This window comes from Gemmobacter nanjingensis (assembly GCF_014652195.1).
Taxonomy (GTDB): domain Bacteria; phylum Pseudomonadota; class Alphaproteobacteria; order Rhodobacterales; family Rhodobacteraceae; genus Gemmobacter; species Gemmobacter caeni.
Window position 1 is genome coordinate 1 of the sequence record NZ_BMYI01000039.1, and the last position, 14770, is coordinate 14770.

The 14770-nt window shown below is 62.1% G+C and carries 19 protein-coding genes and 2 pseudogenes; 10 read left to right on the top strand and 11 right to left on the bottom strand.

Features of this window, described 5'->3' with window-relative positions:
* Nucleotides 1-161: 161 nt before the first annotated feature.
* Together IE126_RS24585 and IE126_RS24590 are read left to right on the top strand one after the other, a co-directional pair.
* Nucleotides 162-1187, top strand: coding sequence for an NAD(P)H-dependent flavin oxidoreductase (locus IE126_RS24585; protein WP_189382906.1), 1026 nt, complete (start codon nucleotides 162-164; stop codon nucleotides 1185-1187).
* Nucleotides 1184-1882: a 5-formyltetrahydrofolate cyclo-ligase gene (locus tag IE126_RS24590; RefSeq protein WP_189382908.1), complete on the top strand. Its 699-nt coding sequence runs from the start codon at nucleotides 1184-1186 to the stop codon at nucleotides 1880-1882. Before IE126_RS24585 ends, IE126_RS24590 begins: the two co-directional genes overlap by 4 nt.
* A 230-nt stretch (nucleotides 1883-2112) precedes the next feature.
* On the opposite strand, the gene rnk is transcribed toward IE126_RS24590, so the two are convergent.
* The 4 genes from rnk to IE126_RS24610 all read right to left on the bottom strand — a co-directional run bounded on the left by rnk (nucleotide 2113) and on the right by IE126_RS24610 (nucleotide 3849).
* Nucleotides 2113-2559 carry a nucleoside diphosphate kinase regulator gene (rnk, locus tag IE126_RS24595; protein ID WP_229825894.1) on the bottom strand — a complete coding sequence of 149 codons (447 nt, stop codon included), beginning with the start codon at nucleotides 2557-2559 and terminating at the stop codon, nucleotides 2113-2115.
* A gap of 48 nt (nucleotides 2560-2607) precedes the next feature.
* Nucleotides 2608-3066: a hypothetical protein gene (locus IE126_RS24600; protein WP_189382910.1), complete on the bottom strand. Its 459-nt coding sequence runs from the start codon at nucleotides 3064-3066 to the stop codon at nucleotides 2608-2610.
* 187 nt (nucleotides 3067-3253) lie between these two features.
* A complete protein-coding gene (locus IE126_RS24605; protein WP_189382912.1) occupies nucleotides 3254-3469 on the bottom strand; it encodes a hypothetical protein in 216 nt (71 codons plus the stop codon).
* A 74-nt stretch (nucleotides 3470-3543) separates the two neighbouring features.
* Nucleotides 3544-3849: a DUF1127 domain-containing protein gene (locus IE126_RS24610; protein WP_189382914.1), complete on the bottom strand. Its 306-nt coding sequence runs from the start codon at nucleotides 3847-3849 to the stop codon at nucleotides 3544-3546.
* A gap of 540 nt (nucleotides 3850-4389) precedes the next feature.
* Here IE126_RS24610 and IE126_RS24615 point away from each other — a divergent pair.
* The 4 genes and pseudogenes from IE126_RS24615 to IE126_RS24630 all read left to right on the top strand — a co-directional run bounded on the left by IE126_RS24615 (nucleotide 4390) and on the right by IE126_RS24630 (nucleotide 7163).
* Entirely contained in the window at nucleotides 4390-4893 is a 504-nt protein-coding gene (locus IE126_RS24615; protein WP_189382916.1) for a hypothetical protein, read from the top strand.
* Nucleotides 4893-5645 carry a sulfite exporter TauE/SafE family protein gene (locus IE126_RS24620; RefSeq protein WP_189382942.1) on the top strand — a complete coding sequence of 251 codons (753 nt, stop codon included), beginning with the start codon at nucleotides 4893-4895 and terminating at the stop codon, nucleotides 5643-5645. The genes IE126_RS24615 and IE126_RS24620 overlap by 1 nt, the downstream gene beginning before the upstream one ends.
* A gap of 367 nt (nucleotides 5646-6012) precedes the next feature.
* Complete coding sequence (locus IE126_RS24625; protein WP_229825902.1) at nucleotides 6013-6603, top strand: spermidine synthase; 591 nt, start codon at nucleotides 6013-6015, stop codon at nucleotides 6601-6603.
* Between the two features lie 263 nt (nucleotides 6604-6866).
* Nucleotides 6867-7163: pseudogene (locus tag IE126_RS24630) on the top strand (hypothetical protein).
* Between the two features lie 24 nt (nucleotides 7164-7187).
* On the opposite strand, the gene IE126_RS24635 reads toward IE126_RS24630, so the two are convergent.
* From IE126_RS24635 to IE126_RS24665, 7 genes and pseudogenes are all read right to left on the bottom strand, one after another.
* A complete protein-coding gene (locus IE126_RS24635; protein WP_189382920.1) occupies nucleotides 7188-7586 on the bottom strand; it encodes a DUF5615 family PIN-like protein in 399 nt (132 codons plus the stop codon).
* A gap of 3 nt (nucleotides 7587-7589) precedes the next feature.
* Nucleotides 7590-8195: a DUF433 domain-containing protein gene (locus IE126_RS24640; RefSeq protein WP_189382922.1), complete on the bottom strand. Its 606-nt coding sequence runs from the start codon at nucleotides 8193-8195 to the stop codon at nucleotides 7590-7592.
* 96 nt (nucleotides 8196-8291) lie between these two features.
* A pseudogene (locus tag IE126_RS24645) lies at nucleotides 8292-8744 on the bottom strand (antitoxin of toxin-antitoxin stability system); the annotation flags it as partial.
* A 106-nt stretch (nucleotides 8745-8850) separates the two neighbouring features.
* Entirely contained in the window at nucleotides 8851-9438 is a 588-nt protein-coding gene (locus tag IE126_RS24650; protein ID WP_268245850.1) for an ATP-binding protein, read from the bottom strand.
* Between the two features lie 40 nt (nucleotides 9439-9478).
* Nucleotides 9479-10162, bottom strand: coding sequence for an IS6 family transposase (locus IE126_RS24655; RefSeq protein WP_189382926.1), 684 nt, complete (start codon nucleotides 10160-10162; stop codon nucleotides 9479-9481).
* A gap of 96 nt (nucleotides 10163-10258) precedes the next feature.
* On the bottom strand, nucleotides 10259-11014 hold the full coding sequence (locus IE126_RS24660) for a pyrroline-5-carboxylate reductase dimerization domain-containing protein (RefSeq protein WP_189382928.1): 756 nt from the start codon (nucleotides 11012-11014) through the stop codon (nucleotides 10259-10261).
* Nucleotides 11011-12333, bottom strand: a complete 1323-nt coding sequence (locus IE126_RS24665; protein ID WP_189382930.1) for an aspartate aminotransferase family protein — start codon at nucleotides 12331-12333, stop codon at nucleotides 11011-11013. Before IE126_RS24665 ends, IE126_RS24660 begins: the two co-directional genes overlap by 4 nt.
* 88 nt (nucleotides 12334-12421) lie before the next feature.
* Between IE126_RS24665 and IE126_RS24670 the strand changes: the two genes are divergently transcribed.
* From IE126_RS24670 to IE126_RS24685, 4 genes are all read left to right on the top strand, one after another.
* Complete coding sequence (locus IE126_RS24670) at nucleotides 12422-13009, top strand: helix-turn-helix domain-containing protein (protein ID WP_189382932.1); 588 nt, start codon at nucleotides 12422-12424, stop codon at nucleotides 13007-13009.
* Between the two features lie 194 nt (nucleotides 13010-13203).
* Nucleotides 13204-13599, top strand: a complete 396-nt coding sequence (tnpA, locus tag IE126_RS24675; protein WP_189382934.1) for an IS66-like element accessory protein TnpA — start codon at nucleotides 13204-13206, stop codon at nucleotides 13597-13599.
* On the top strand, nucleotides 13596-13943 hold the full coding sequence (gene tnpB / locus IE126_RS24680; RefSeq protein ID WP_189382936.1) for an IS66 family insertion sequence element accessory protein TnpB: 348 nt from the start codon (nucleotides 13596-13598) through the stop codon (nucleotides 13941-13943). The genes tnpA and tnpB overlap by 4 nt, the downstream gene beginning before the upstream one ends.
* Nucleotides 13944-14000: 57 nt before the next feature.
* Entirely contained in the window at nucleotides 14001-14684 is a 684-nt protein-coding gene (locus IE126_RS24685) for an IS66 family transposase (protein ID WP_189382938.1), read from the top strand.
* Nucleotides 14685-14770: the final 86 nt, after the last annotated feature.

Genomic DNA, 14770 nt, shown 5'->3' on the forward strand with positions numbered 1-14770 from the left:
ATCCAGTCCGACCGTGATAATCTCCGACATGACCGCCTCCCAATTTGGATTGTTGCGATCCCACCATGGCACATCGATGCCGTCGGGGGGCGGTTACAGCATCAACGCCACCGTGTTGCGTGACCACCTGCGACAACATCTTGCGAACAAGGGGGATCCCGATGCCCGGCCCTGACCAGAGACCCGCCCTGCGCACCCCCCTTTGTGATCTCCTGGGATGCGAGGTACCCGTACTCTTGGCAGGCATGGGCGGGGTCGCCCGTGCCGAACTGGCGGCGGCCGTCGCCCGCGCCGGGGGCTACGCCATGCTGGGGATGGTGCGTGAAGATCCGGACCTGATTGAGGCCGAGATCACCGCCTATCGCGCGGCGACCGACCGGCCCTTTGCCGTCAACGTGATCCCGTCTGCAACCGATCCGGCGCTGTTGCAAGCCCAGATCTCGCGATGCCTTGATCTGGGGGTGCGGGCCTTCACCTTCTTCTGGGATATTCGGCCAGAGGTCATCGCGCAAGTCAAGCGCGAGGGATGCCTCGTGCTGCATCAGGTGGGCACCCTTGCCGCCGCCCGCGAGGCAGAGGCGGCCGGCGCCGACGTCATCATCACGCAGGGGATCGAGGCCGGTGGCCACGTCCATGGCCGCACCGGCGCCTTCGCCCTGGCCGAGGCGGTGCTGGACGGCTCCCGGATTCCCGTCGTGGTGTCCGGCGGCATCACGACCGGCCACGGGCTCGCCGCCGCGCTGATGCTGGGCGCGCAGGGTGTGCAATGTGGCACGGCCTTTCTGGCAACCAAGGAATCCTGGGCGCATGACTACCACAAGGCGCGGGTGGCGGCCGCCAACGTCGACGATACTGTGCTCACCGATGTTTTCGTGTTGAACTGGCCCAAGGGCGCAGCGGTGCGGGTGCTGGGCAACAGCGTCACCGCCGGGCTGGACGGGCAACTGATGGGCCACGATCCCGCCACGCTGCCGCGCGTGGTGATTGCCCATGACAGCGGTCAGCCGCTGCTACGCTACAGCACCGACTCTCCGATGCGGCACACCTCTGGTGCGCTGGAGGAGATGGCGCTGTACGCCGGGCAGGGTGTCGGCACGATCCGCAACGTGGTGCCGGCGGCGGACCGGCTGCGCCAGATCGTCGATGAGGCGCGGGATTGCCTTGCCCGGCCCGGCCCGCGGCCATGACCTCGGACTCCGAAGCCCCGGGCCGCTATGCCTCGCCGCCCTGCATGGCGGCTGAGGTCGACCCGGCCTATTTCGATCCGCTGGCTGTCGACCCCGAACAGGCGCGCGACGTCGTGCGCTGGCGCCGCGCCGAGCGCTCGCGGCTGCGGGCCGAGCGCGACGCCCTGTCCGTGGCCGATCGGCAGGCCGCCGGGGCGGCGATTGTCGGCCACCTGGCCGACCTGCTGCGAAAAAGTTTCGGCACGATGCGGGGGCGGGTGTTCTCGGGCTACTGGCCGATCAAGGGCGAGCCGGACCTGCGCCCTCTGCTGGCGGCCCTGGACGCCGAAGGTGCCCTGGTCGCCCTGCCGCTGGTCGAGGTGAAGGCCGCGCCGCTGGTGTTCCGGCGCTGGACACCCGAGACCCGAATGGTGCGCGGCGACTGGAACATTCCCGTCCCGCCACCCGATGCCGAAGCGGTAACGCCGGAAATCGCGCTGGCCCCGGTGGTGGGTTGGACAGCTGAGGGTTTTCGTTTGGGCTATGGCGGCGGCTATTTCGACCGCACGCTGGCGACCTTGTCGCCGCGCCCCTTTACCATCGGCATCGGCTTTCAATCGGCCCGTCTGGCGACGATCTACCCACAACCGCACGACATTGCGCTGGATGCCATCGTGACCGAGGCAGGCATCGCCGCCCCACCGCACGGGAGGTAAGGTATGAATACGTGCCCCTACCGGAACCGGTTCCCGACAGCTGGGCAGATTGCGGCGGCATATCGCAATGGGTCGAACTGGCAGATCGCTGCCGTTGACAATCACCTTCTGTCGCCTGGTATGGCGACTAATCCTCCATTCCTCGCCGGGGGCTGCGACCACCTCGTCTGAAGCACTTAGCTTGAGCACGCGAGACTCGGCGCCTCGAGTGCTCGCGACTCACTCTGCGGTCAATCATGGGTCAATGGCGGCCGAACCTCTAAAACTTCCAGTTGCCGTGTTTCGTCATCCCGCGTGACCCACGAGATCGTCGCTCCCGGACTGAGGCCAAGCAGGGCAACACCTACCGGGGTGAGGACAGAGATCCGCCCTTCCTCGATGTTGGCATTCTCGGGATAGACCACCGACACTGTATGCTCGCGAGCCATGTCCAGATCACGGTAGGTCACGACACTTCCAATCGTGACGACATCATCACGCATCTTGTTCGGAGCAACCAGCTTCGCACGTGCGATCTCGTCGATCAGGCGCTCGCCAACCTCGGGGGAGCGCCTCATCACGGAGGCAGCCAGCGCCTCGAGGCGGCCGACCAGAGTCTTGTCCAGATGGATCTTTGGCAGCCGCGTTGATGCAGGGTTTGAAACCTTTGTCATGTTCGTATCTTTCTCGGTTGTCATGCTTTGGGGGATCTCAAGAGCCCCAGTGTTTTGCCTCTTGGAAGTGTCTCAGGCTTGGTTTCTGTCGACGGTGAGTAGATGCACGCGACGGAAAGTCCCGTCCGCCTGAAGGAGTGGAACACGAGTGTCGACTTTCATGCCGATCAAGGTTGCACCCAACAGAGACCCGACATGAATGCCGATGTCTTCCTCGGCAAATTCGTCGTAATGGAAAAGTCGTCCCGTCTGTCGCTCCTCGTCATCGATTGCATAGGTGACACGTGAGCCTCCAGTGGCGGCCTTGGGATTGATCTTGCCGTCGTCCAGAACCGTCGCGTACAGCAACTTCATGCCGAGTAGTCTGGCCAGCATCTCGAATGCGCCGGTGCCGATCATGTCCGCACGCTGAATGTGATCAAACAAGGCACGACGATCTGCTTTCGTCAGCACACAGGTAGCGGCATGCTGGCAGAGGTCTGCATACCCAAATGTGTCGCCCATCAGGCGTCTTTCGCTGGTCATAGTCATGCTTGCTCCTCAGGCGGAGATGCCGCCGTGGTTTCAAATCAGTTCAGGTTGTTGTGAGAAACCCGGAGCAGCGACTGCGCGTGTACGCGCTCAAACCGCCCCGGGCAGGGGGCGGTTTTGCAGAAAAATCCGAGAGATGTTCGAAACGAAAATCATCTAGTTACCGTGTAAGTGATGGCTGGAGAAGTCAACTGGTGGCTTGCGTTTCGGATTTTGGCATGGATTCTGGTTCCAGGTTCGCGCCCCGCTCGGCAATCACCACTTCCTCAGCAGCAGAAGCCGGATGTCGTTCTGCACAGGCGAAGAAGCCGTGCCAGACATACTCCCCGGTCTGCCCTTTCTGTTTCTCAGGACCAAAAAGGTTGGGGAAGACATCTTCGAAGTCCGCTTTGCAAAGCATCATTCCTCGCCTCCATTGGGTCAATTTGGGAGAAGCTCCGCGCGCCCTGTGGCGCGCAGTTCATCTTCAACCGAGCCTTATGCGGCCCTGCGCAGATCGGCGTGGGAAATGTCATGCGACATGGGTGCAGGCTCGGGTGCAATCGGCGTCATCCGCAGTTCCGCACTGCTCAGGCCATCCACGAAGTCTTCGATTTCCCCACGGCTGAGGCCGATATCCTGAAGGATCCGATCGTCGAGACGGTGAAGCACCGCCTTCATCTTTCGCCTTTGCCAGCTGCGGATGGCGCTGTTCCACCATCGCGAGACGATGGTTCCCCAGGGCGACTTGTCGATTGCAAGAATGGCGCTTCGGCCCGATTGGGGTTTGTATTGGACAGACATTGCGTTCTCCATATGTGACGTCCACTGAATTTCTCTCCACATGCGGAACCTGGCTGGTCGCACATGCGCCAACCCGGTTCTGATCAGTGGAGAGAGGCTGGCTTCATCAACCCCGAGGCGTCACCAAGCACGTGTGCTCGTGCCGCCCGGGGCTACCGGCGGTTCAGTAGAATCCCTGCTGCGCGCAGGAACCTCATATGGAAGCTGAACATCGTCATGGAACCCATATGGTCGCTGCGCTCGAGGATTTCAATCTCGCCACAGCCGGTCCGGTGGCGTGACCGGCGCAAACGCGCCGATCAGGCAAATTTCCTGAAACAATGCCTTATGGGGAACAACGCATGGCCGCCGCATCGGTTGACTTGTCCGGGACGGCTACATACCGTTGATGGATGGTGTCGCAAGCAAACCACTATCGGTTTCCTCTGCTGAACCGCCCTTGTCCCCGGGCGGTCTAGGCGTTTGCGCGCCTGCTGAACCTCCCGGGGCCTCCTCGCATTCCGAGAAATCTTGCGGCCACGCGTCGCCCGAGGAGAAATCATGGCCAGAAGCAGCAACCTCCAACCCGAAGTCCATCCGTTTGCCACCACCGCCCGGGTACGGCCGCGGAGCAGGGCGGTCCTGCCTGTGGCGGACTATGATCTTCTTCTTGAATATCTCGAAATCTGTGAACGCGACAGGGGACCGAACTGGGCCTTGCTTGCCTATGTCCTGCAGAACCGGATCGTGAACACCAAACCATCCCACCGGCCAGTGGACCGAGATATAGTGGTCAGTGGGAGCAAGGTCACATACTCGGTGAGTGGGGCATCGGTTGAAGTTGGCCTGCTCGTGCACCAGCCGAACGCTGGACCCCGGCAACGAGGAAGCATTCCGGTCTCGACACTATTGGGTGCGACGCTTATCGGCATGCGTATTGGGCAGCGCGCGCCGCTTCTGTGCGAAGACGGTTCGGTAAAGTCGCTTGTGGTCGTTGACACGGTCACGCCCAATCCGACGTCGGGACCAAACCTTTGCCCGGAGTTGCAGGAAAGTAGATCGTGATGGAATTTCTGGTGCTGATTTCTGCCGCCTTTGGTGCGGGGGTGCCGAACACGATTGCGGGTGGGGGCACCTTTCTCACCTTCCCGGCGCTGGTCTTCACTGGCATGCCGCCGGTCATGGCAAATGCCACGAGCACAGTGGCCGTCTTTCCGGGGTATTTGGGGGGCGCGCTGAGTTTTCGGCAAGAGCTGGGGGGTTTTGATCGCCGCCGGCTGCTGCGGCTTGCCGGTATCACCCTTGCGGGAGGGCTGGTCGGCTCGGGGTTACTGCTGGTTTCGTCAAACGAGGCCTTTGCCGTTGTGGTCCCCTTCCTGCTGCTGGGCGCGACCATGGCATTTCTGTTTGGGGACCTTGTTCGATCATGGGCCGCAGCAAGAGCACGGGATGTTACGGCAGACGGCGCATTGGGTTTGTTTGCGGTGGCGCTTTACGGCGGCTATTTCAACGGCGGTCTTGGCATCATTCTGCTGGCGCTGTTCTCGCTTTGGGGGATGGCGGACCTTGACCGCATGAACGCCCTGAAATCGGGGTTGAGCTTTCTGTTGTCGGCCATTTCGGTGGCGGTGTTCGCCGTGGCGGGTCTGGTAGCCTGGCCGCAGGCTGCTATCATGATGCTGGCTGCGACTGCTGGCGGCTATGCTGGGGCCCCCCTGGCGCGCGCCCTGCCCAAACCGGTGGTCCGTGGGGTCATCGCCACGGTGGGCTTTGGGATGAGCGCGATCTTCTTCTGGCGCCTGATAGCTGCGGGTTGACGGCGTGCGTCGCGCTTCGATGGCCCCTTGGCACCATGCCGGAATGGCGGCGCTCTCCGTGAGGGCGCCTTTCAGACATGTTGGGCGAATGAATTCCCTGTTCAACATTTCGGCTGTCTTCCCCCTCCTGTGCGGGTTCAGTTCAAACAATGTCTGAGGGTTGCCCGATCGCCTGAGGCCTAGGGCAACCCCGGAAAGTGATGAACCCCTGATCGCCCCCGCCGCAGCGCGCGGGGTCCCTTTCTGTACAGGACCTGACATGACTTCGTGGACCATACTTGCCCGCGCCGGGACGGCGTCGGGAGACGACATTATTTTGCGCCGGTGCGGCGACGTCTTCGAAATTTGCTATAACGGCATCCAGCTGATGTCGAACCTGAACCATCAGTCCGAGGACCAGCTTGCGCTGCGGTCGATGCGCCGGATGAACTTTGCGGCGCGACGGATCCTGATCGGTGGCCTTGGCCTTGGCTTCACGCTGCGTGCGGTGCTTGACCTTGCCCCAACCGATGCCGAAGTGACTGTCTGCGAACTGATCCCTGAGATCGTCGAATGGAACCAGGGTCCACTAGCCCATCTGGCTGGCCATGTGCTGGACGATCCGCGGACAAGGGTTCTGATCGGCGATGTGCAGGCGCATCTGGCAGCGATCGACACGGCATATGACCTGATCCTGATGGATACTGACAATGGGCCCGAGTCCCTTGTCCGGGAGGCGAACACGGGGCTCTATGAGGATTGCGGTCTCGGCGCGGTGGCAAGGTCCCTCGGTCCGAAGGGCGTGGTTGCGTTCTGGTCGGCCACCACGTCTCTACGGTTTGAGCACAGGTTGTCGGCCCAGCCGTGGTTCTGGCTGCGCGACGACATTCCGCTGATTCCGGGCCGTGTCGATGCCATGCACCACATCTACAGCTGCAGCTTCAGTGCCGCGGCGCTCGGGCAGCGCGAGGCTGCCTGAGCATCGCGACACCAGCCCGCTTATGCGGACGCGCTGTCGAACAGTCGCGGAAACGGAAGGCGCGACAGGGGCGAGATAGGTCATCTGGAAACTCCGGAATGAGGGACAGGGACAGGCCCGGACACCCTCTCTCGGGCACCCTCAGGCCTGATCTTCCCCCGCCCATCTCTCCCTCTCGAACCAGTGCGTCATAGACGCTTCAGTTGATTTTTTGTTCCCTTTATGTTCTATATTGAAAGCCAAGCCAGAAAGGGAGTTTCCCGATGGACAGTACCACTCACGCCCTGCCCGCAACGCCGAAGCAGATCGCTTATGCGCGGTCGCTCGCCCTCCGCAACCAGACCCTCCTGCCCTAGGAGGTTCAGCAAGACCGCCGGTCGCTCAGCGCCTGGATCGAGGCGCAGGCCCAGTTGAGGCCAGTGTCGGACATGGACCGGCTGCCGACCTCAAAGCAGGTGGCCTTCGCGGAGAAGCTCGCCCGCACCAAGCGCCGCGCCGTCCCGGACGAATGCTTCCGCGACAAGGGGCTCATGTCGAAGTGGATCGACGGGAACAGGTGAAGGCACAGTTGACGTCTGGCCAACTCAATCATTGTCCGGGAGTCGATAGATCCGGCATAGGCCTGTGGCATCCACCTCGATCACCCGATTGACCATGTGATCGGCCGGGACTTCATCGGCGCGAGCCGCCTCGATCTCCAGAAATGCGATTGCCGCCTCAAGAAGCTGCAAGCAACGATCCCGCGATACACAAGGCAGGATCAGAAGGCCTGGGTGCAGTTCTTCCCGCCCGACCAGACCGCGGAAGTCTCGGGCATTCTCGGTAACGATGATCCGGTCTTCCGCGATTGCATTGCGCAGAACAACATGGTCCGAATCGCCACGCCGACCGATATCGCGCGGATGTACAGCGGCGTGACGCCCAGTTTCGTTGAGCCGCGCCGCCACCTGAGGCGAAATGCATTCATCGATGAAGAACTGCATCCCTTAGTGCCGGACGGCGGCGTCCGGCACCCATGGCCGCCCGGACGGGCGTCCGCGAAGCGGGTGGGTCTTGGCATAGGTCGCTGCCGCCAGAAAAGCGGCTTCCGGAATGCCGGGGTAATCCTCCACCAGGTCCGCGACCGTGTCTCCCCCTTCGAGACGCCCGAGGACAGAATAGACCGTCAGGCGGGTTCCACGGATGACCGGCGTTCCGCCCAGGATGTCATCCTCGGCGACAAGATACGCATCACGGGCAGCGCGGTAAGCATATGCCAGACGCGTCCGCGTCCCGGCCATCCCCTCCAGATCGAGGGTGATGGTTTCGTTGAGGCGCACTTCAGCCAGCCGAGCTTCGGCGGCAAGACGGTTGCGACTGACGATGGTCCAGATGCGCCGCTTGCGTTTCACGGGAAGATCCCGCAGCCATTCGTCATTGATTGCCGACAGAAATGGAACCGCAGCCAGCGGCAAACGGCGGGTCAACCGGCGAGTCAGAACATCGGTCACCCTCTCGGCATGCAGGATTCCGGACTCTACCGATTTCTCGATGAGTTTGGTCGACACCCCCGCAAGATGGGCCGCTTCGTTGATGGTCAGTTCTGCCGGCATAATGTTTCCCCATTCAGGGAAGATATATAGATGCGTTCCCGGCCAGAAGCAAGGTTCTGGCCGGGATGCGTGGCGGTCTCGGCTTGGTCGCACCTCTCACCCGAACCGGCGCCCGGCTTCGGTGAAGGTATACTCGTTGACGATGATCCCCTCCTCGATGGCCTCGTCCGAGGTCAGGTGATCGTTTTCGACCTCAAGCTGGCGGTAGAGCCAGCGGGCCAGATCGCGCAGCGCCTCGGTCACGATCTCCTCGGCGTCCTCGGTCGGTGGCTGCCCGGTCGGGCTGTCGCGCGTGAGGTCACGCGTGAGGTCAACGGCCATGGTGTATTCGTGGTAGTAGCGGCCACGGTGGCTGGCCTCGGCGGCGAGCTGGCAGAAGTTCCGCCGCTGGATGGCCTGCAGCCGGTCGGCGATACCGTGCAGCGTCGCGTCGCTCGGGGCGTAGTCACGGATGCGTGGGGCCGCGCCCTTGGCGTGGGACCAGTAGCCCTCGAAGCAGGCCCCGTCGCCCTGGCTCCAGAACCCTGAAAACCAGATGCAGGGCTTGGCTGCACACTCGCATGACTTTCGGCACCACGTTGCATCAGGTTTCCGCAGCCGATTGCATTAGTCTTCGGCGCCGGGTTGCGTCAACTTCGGCGCCGAAGGGGGCAGTTTATAGACCGTCGAAACTGGCCTCGCGACGGCGCAGTGACTCGCCGCGTAGCTTGATGTGATGGCGGTCGCGGGACAAGCGATCGAGGATCGCGTCGGCGATGACCGGATTGTCGATGAAGCCATGCCAATCATTATAGGGGCGCTGGCCGACGATGATGGTCGAAAGGGTCCCGCTTCGGTCTTCGATGATGTCGAACAGGATCGATTTCTCGGTTTCGCTCATCGCAACCTTCCCGAAGTCGTCGAGGATCAGGAGCCTGAACTTGGACAGCTTTTCGCGCTCTCGCAGGTAAACGCCGTCTTCCAGCGTCATCGACAGGCTGTAAAGCAGGTCGGAGACTTTGTAACAGCGGGCCTTGTGTCCAGCCCGAATGGCGGCCGTGGCGATGCAGGAGGCGATCCAGCTTTTGCCGGTTCCGGTTTCGCCACTGATAAGGACGTTCCAGGCGAAGGGGATCCAGCTGCATTTCAGCAGCTCGCGCATGACGGCGGTTTTGAATCCCCGTGCCTCATCGCCAATCAGCTCCTCCGGGGCCGCCTTAATCGGGAGCTTAGCCTCGTTCAGCATCCGCGGGTTCCGTCGCAAAGTTTTTCTGAATGCGGAATAGCTCAGCCGCAGGTCAGACTTATGCTGCGAGCCCGGCGAAGATCTGGAAAGCAGTTTCCCCGTTGGCCAGAATCTGCCCCTTGCGGATCATGTGAGCCGTCTCGATCCCGGCGATGGTGGCTGCGGCCGAGTGAACGGCCTTGAACCCCATCATCGGGCCGGTAATCCGCTTGATGAAGCGATGGTCCTGCTCGACGATGTTGTTCAGGTATTTGACCTGCCGGATTTCTATGGTGCGTCCGCTGCCGGTGAATTTCAGGATCGTGTTCACCGCCTGAAGCCCGCCTAGATTGGCACCACTTTTGTCTATGACGACGCGCTCGGGCACGCCATTGGCGCTTATCGCCCGCCTGAAGAAGCTCCGCGCGGCGAGCAGATCGCGCCGCTCGGAGAGCATGAAGTCAATAGTTTGGCCGTCACGATCCACAGCGCAGTAGAGATAGGTCCAACGGCCCTTCACCTTGATGTATGTCTCGTCCATCCGCCAGGATGGGGCGGTCCGCCGCTTCTTCGCTTGCGCCCGAGCTGCGATCAGCGGAGCGAACTTTACCACCCAACGGTTCAGCGTGGCATGGTCGACCTTCACCCCACGCTCGGCCAGGATCTCCTCCAGGTCGCGGTAGGAGACGGCGTAGCGGAGGTAGAAAAAGACCGCGTGCAGGATCACCGATTTCGGATAATGCACGCCCTTGAACTCGATCACGCCAATCGCCTCTCACCAACTCCCTTACAACGCTGGAATATCATGCGCGCCCCGAAAGTCGAAAGTTTGCGACAGTACCGCCTGGGCCATAGACGTTCACCGTGACGACAGCCTTTGCGCAACCGCATCCAATCCGCTTGTCCAAGCCTGCAGTCCCCCGGTTTCGTCAAGCGTATCCAGCAGGGTCTGCGTGATACCACCCGGAGTGGCCACAGTTTGTGAAATCGCCCGGATCGGGCCAGGCTCGCGTCGCACCACTTCGGCGTTGCCGCGCAGGGTTTCCGCGATCAGGCTGCGGGCCAGTGCAGCCGGCAAGCCCCGGTTCACAAACCAGTTGATGATGGTTTCCATCCAGAGGAAAGTCGCACCGGAAAAGCCGCCAAAGGCGGCGGCGGCCACAAAGGTCTCCTCCGTCTCAACCACATGAACCGGGCCGAGCTGAACAAGGAATGTCTGCCAAAAGGATGAGTGCGGGAAAAGGATCGATGGGCCAAGCTTCAGCGCATTGGCATAACCGGGCATCATGGTTACAGCCGCATCCGCCGGACCGACGGCCACGGCCAGATCCGAGGCCCGAATACCCGCCATTGCCGAGAGCACCGGCTGGCCGGGCGGAAACCGCAGGCGCGACAGTTCTTGCAGACCCGAGGCTGCAGGCAGCGCAACGAACACCCCTTCGGCACGGTCGACCACGGCCTGATTGGTTTCGGCAACCTCGCAGCCGTAAACTTCGGCCAGTCTTGCCGCCGTCTCGGCACCGCGGGGCGACAGAACTACCCGATATTCCGTTCCCTGCGCCCCCCGAACCAGCAGTTCGGCCAGATGTCCGGTGCCTAGGATGCCAATCTTCATGGCATTTCCTCAAGAACCTCGGCCATGGCGCGGGCCGTGGCGGCAATATCGGCCTCGGTATGAGCGATGGAGGACAACGAGTGCAATGTGGCTGACGGGTTCATGTAGATCCCCTTGTCCATCAACCGCAGAGCAAAATCACGGAACTTCGTACGGTCGACATGGGTACAGAAATCGCGGTAATCGGCGATCTCCTCCTTCTTGGTGAAAAAGATCTGGAACATCGAGTTCACACCCTGCACCACCATGCCATGACGATTGCTGGCCTTGGCCACCTGGCGCATTTCTGCAGCCATCTTCAGGCCCAGCTCCTTGATCCTGGCAAAGCCGGCCTGATTGTCGGCCAGCATGGTTTCCAGCATCACCTTGGTCAGATGCAGCGCCAGACGGCCCGCATTGTGGGTGCCGAAGTGCAAGACCTTGCCCCATTCCAACCCCGCCATGATCTCATTGCGCCCACCAATCATCGCCATCGGCAGGCCGCCACCCAAGGCCTTGCCATAGGTCACGATGTCGGGGCTCAGGCCATACAACTCCGCCGCCCCGCCCGCCGCCAGGCGGAACCCGGTCACCGTCTCATCCAGATAAAACAGCGCGCCGTATTGGTGGCAGAGTTCTTGCATGCGGTTGAGATAGCCCGGTTTCGGCGGGATCACCCCCATGTTCGACATGACCCCTTCGGTCACCACACAAGCGGCATCGCGCCCATGCAGCGCCATCGCGCGCTCCAAGGCGTCAAAGTCGTTCCAGCGGACAACGATGGTGTCCTTCCACGCCTCCTCGGGGATGCCCGACGAGTCCGGAATGCGGATCGGGTCATTCGGGTGGCCCAGCATGGTGGGCGGCAGGGGGTTGGTGTTGACCAGAACCGCATCCCACCAGCCATGGTAATGGCCCTCAAACTTGATGATCTTGCGCCGCCCCGTATGCCCCCGCGCCAGCCGGAAGGCAGCCATCGCAGCCTCGGTTCCAGTGTTGGCAAAGCGCACCTTGTCGACATGCGGCAGAAGGGCGACCAGCATCTCGGCCACTTCGACCTCCACCTCCAGAGCGGTGGCAAAATGGGTGCCGCGCGCCACCTCACGGGTGATGGTCTCGACCACCTTGGGATGTGCATGGCCAAGCGGCAAGGCTCCAAATGCCATCATCCAGTCGATGTAGTCGCGCCCGTCCACGTCGTACAACCGCGCCCCCGCCCCGTGCGACATATAGCGCGGCGCGCCACCAAAGGTGGCCGGCCCGCGCGAGGCCGAGGAAACGCCTTCGACCAACACTTTCAACCCGCGTTGAAACAATGCTTCCGACTGCTCCTTAGTCATAACCGGCCCTTTCGCTGGCGATTGCTTTTTAATAGTCAGTGTGTTATTATACGAACAATGTGAAGTCAATAGGAACAAAATGCCGCCAGTGACCGACCGTCCCAGGACAACCGCCCCTCATCGTGAATTGGCCGAGCGCATCCGCGCTTGGCGGGAGGCGCGCGGATGGAATCAGCAGGATCTGGCAAGCCGAGCAGGCTTTGCCCGTTCGACCCTGTCCAAGATAGAGAATGGCCAGCTTTCGCCGACTTTCGAAATCTTGCTCAAGGTTGCTCAAGGCTTTGGTTGTACCTTGTCTGAGCTTGTCCGCAGCGATGCAGTGCGCCTGTCTGGACGCCTTGTGGTCGAGCGTGGCACGCCCGGCGCGCCCCTGGATAGCACTGGCGCTCGACTCTGGCCTCTGGGAGCCGAACTGCGCGGTCGCCCGTTTCAGGCAATGCTGGTAGAGTTTTCCGAAACGGCCCCCCCGCCGCTTGCAGAGTGGAATCGGCATGAGACGGATGACATGTTGCATGTCCTTTCTGGCCAATTGGTGCTGCAAACCGAGGGATATGCACCATTGAGCTTGGACCCCGGTGACACGGTGCATTTCGATGGCACCATGCCGCATAGCTGTCTGAGCGGCAGAGCCGAACAGCCCTGCCGATGCCTGTACGTTTTTGCTGCGAAGACTTGAGATCAACTCACCCTTTGACCCTTGTCGTCAAAGTGATGAAGTTGCGCCGTATCTAGCGCTACGCCGCAAGCCGCGCCGACGGGCAAGGGGCAATCGCCCTGGATAACCACAGCGACAGGTTCTTGCGTGCCGTGGTCCACGAAAACGTAAGCGTCCGGCCTGACTGCCCTGCCGCGTGATGAGATAGGCGGATAGTGTCCACCATCGATAGTGGACACTGTGGTGATGGCGTGGCGCGTCGGACGAAGCGGCTTTGGACGGACGAGGAGAAGCGGTCGATCTGTTTTCAGACGATTGCGCCGGGCGTTTCGGTGGCACAGGTTGCGCGGCGCTACGCGGTGAACGCGAACCTGATCTTCAAGTGGCTGCGCGATCCCCGTTATGCGCCGGACCCCGCCTCGGCTCCGCCCCCGTCAGAGGAGGCGCGCTTTCTGCCCGTAGAAATCGTCTCGGAGACCAGGTCAGCCCCGACAGCCCCTGCCGCCGAGAACCACATCGAGATCGAACTTGCTGGTGGGCACCGGATGCGGATCAGCGGCAGCTATGATCCCGAGGCGCTGGCGCGACTGATCCGGGGGCTCTCGGCGTGATCCCGGTTCCGGCCAACACGCGGGTCTGGCTGGCGGCGGGTGTCACCGACATGCGCAAGGGCTTTGCGGCGCTCGCGGCACAGGCCGAGGCGGTGCTGAAGCAGGATCCGTTCACCGGGCATCTGTTCGTGTTCCGGGGGCGGCGGGGCGATCTGGTAAAGGTGATCTGGTGGGATGGCCAGGGGGCCTGCATGTTCATGAAGCGGCTGGAGAAGGGGCGGTTCGTCTGGCCGTCGGCGAAGGAGGGCAAGGTCGCGCTGACGCCTGCGCAGTTGTCGATGTTGCTGGAAGGGATCGACTGGCGGGCTCCTCAGCGGACGTGGCGGCCTATGGCAGCGGGATAATCAAACGCCCTGCAATCAATGATTCCCACAAGGAATACAGCGGGATAAACTTCTTGCATGCTGGATCAAACCCTGACCTTGCCGGAAGACCCCGAGGAGCTGCGCAGCTTCACCGCGCGGCTTCTGGCCGAGGTGAAGGCGCAGGCGATCCTGATCGAGAAGCTGCGCCATCAGCTTGCCCGGCACCGGGCGCACCGGTTCGGGGCCTCGTCCGAGACGGCCGAGCAACTGCAGCTGGCCTTGGAGACAAGCGAGATTGCTGCGGCGGCAATGACAGCGCGGATGAAGCTGCCGGACATCGAGGAGCAGGACAAACCCAAGCGCCGTCCGATCCCCGACCACATCCCGCGGATGGAGGTGGAACTCAGCCCTGCGGCCGATGCCTGTGCCGATTGCGGCCGCCGCCTGCGCCGGATCGGCGAAGACGTCACCGAAGAACTCGAGTATGTCCCCGGGCGGTTTATCGTGAACCGGATTGTTCGCCCCCGCCTGACCTGTTCTTGCTGCGAGAAGTTTGTCCAGGCACCGCTGCCGTCGCGCCCCATCGAGCGCGGTCGCCCCGGGCCGGGTCTGCTGGCCCATGTGCTGGTCAGCAAATACGCCGATCATCTTCCACTTTACCGTCAGAGCCAGATCTTCGACCGCGAGGGGCTCGATCTGGATCGCTCCACCCTGGCCGATTGGGTCGGCAAGACCACGGCCCTGCTTGAACCGCTGGCCGATGCTGTTGATTTCCACTGAGAAGTGACCCGTGTAGGCGCATAATTTCCACTGAGATTTGACCCATGTGACCCTCCCCCAAGCGAAGAGCGAGGGGGTCAAAGGAG